A 1,441-nucleotide genomic window follows, 5' to 3' on the forward strand; every position below is an offset into this window, starting at 1 on the left:
TGTCTGACGTCAGCGCCAATGGGACAGTTTAGGGTGATTTGATAAGAGAGGGTTTCAGGCTCATCGTAACCACCAAGGAGTGAAGATGAGACAGAAACCCGGAACCAAGCGGGGCCACGGCGAGAAGGTCGTCAAGGACATCCGCCGCGCGACCCGCAAACAGTATTCGGCCGAGGAGAAGATCAGGATCGTTTTGGACGGCCTGAAGGGCGAGGACAGCATTGCGGAGCTGTGCCGCCGCGAGGGCATAGCCCAGAGCCTGTATTACAGCTGGTCGAAGGAGTTCCTTGAGGCTGGCAAGAAGCGGCTGGCGGGGGATACAGCGCGTGCTGCTTCGACAAGCGAGGTCAAAGATCTGCGTCGTGAAGCCCGTGATCTCAAGGAGGTCGTTGCTGAGCAGGCCCTGGAACTGCGGCTGCTCAAAAAAAGCATGATCGCGGATGGGGACGACGGCGAATGAGGTATCCCGCATCCGAGAAACAGGAGATTATCCGCCTCGTCGAAGGATCACACCTGCCGACGAAGCGAACCCTGGACAAGCTGGGCATCCCGAGGGCCACCTTCTATCGCTGGTATGATCGGTATCTGGCCGGCGGTCCCGAGGCGCTTGAGGATCGCAGCCCCAAGCCGTCACGGGTCTGGAACCGCATACCCGAGCCGGTCCGCGAGAAGATCAAGGACCTGGCCCTGAAGGAAAGCGAACTGTCGCCGCGCGAGTTGGCCGTGCAGTTCACCGACACGGAAAAGTATTTTGTGTCAGAGGCTTCCGTCTATCGCATCCTCAAGTCTTATGACCTGATCACCAGCCCAGCCTATGTGGTAGTGTCGGCGGCCGACGAGTTCCGGGACAAGACGACCAGGCCGAACCAGCTGTGGCAGACCGACTTCACTTACCTGAAGGTCATCGGCTGGGGCTGGTTTTACCTGTCCACCATCCTCGACGACTTCAGCCGCTACATCATCGCCTGGAAGCTTTGCACGACGATGAAGTCGGGCGACGTCACCGACACGCTGGACCTGGCGCTGCAGGCTTCGGGCTGCGATCAGGCGACGGTGCTGCACAAGCCACGGCTGCTCTCGGACAATGGGTCGAGTTACCCCAGACCCAGGGCAAGATCGAGCGGTGGCACCAGACTCTGAAGAACCGCATCCTGCTGGAAAACTACTACCTGCCGGGTGATCTCCGACAGCAGATCGACGCATTTGTCGATCACTACAACCACCGACGATACCACGAGAGCCTGCAGAATCTCACACCCTCCGACGTATACTTCGGACGGGGCCAGACCATTCTGAAACAGCGAGAAAAGATCAAACGAAAGACCATCGAAGCGCGACGCTTGCTTCACCGCAAATCCGCCGCATAATCAAACCAACCAGATGAGCCAGACCCATTTTTAGATCAGGCCGCCATCTGTCTCAAAATCCCTGACGACGGACA

The 1,441-nt window shown here is 58.4% G+C and carries 1 pseudogene; it reads left to right on the plus strand.

The annotated features are described in order from the left end of the window. The first annotated feature begins 85 nt into the window (after positions 1–85). A pseudogene (locus tag PVW49_RS23650) lies at positions 86–1,367 on the plus strand (IS3 family transposase). The last annotated feature ends 74 nt before the right edge of the window (positions 1,368–1,441 follow it).

This window comes from Marinovum sp. PR37 (assembly GCF_028807375.1).
Classification (GTDB): domain Bacteria; phylum Pseudomonadota; class Alphaproteobacteria; order Rhodobacterales; family Rhodobacteraceae; genus Marinovum; species Marinovum algicola.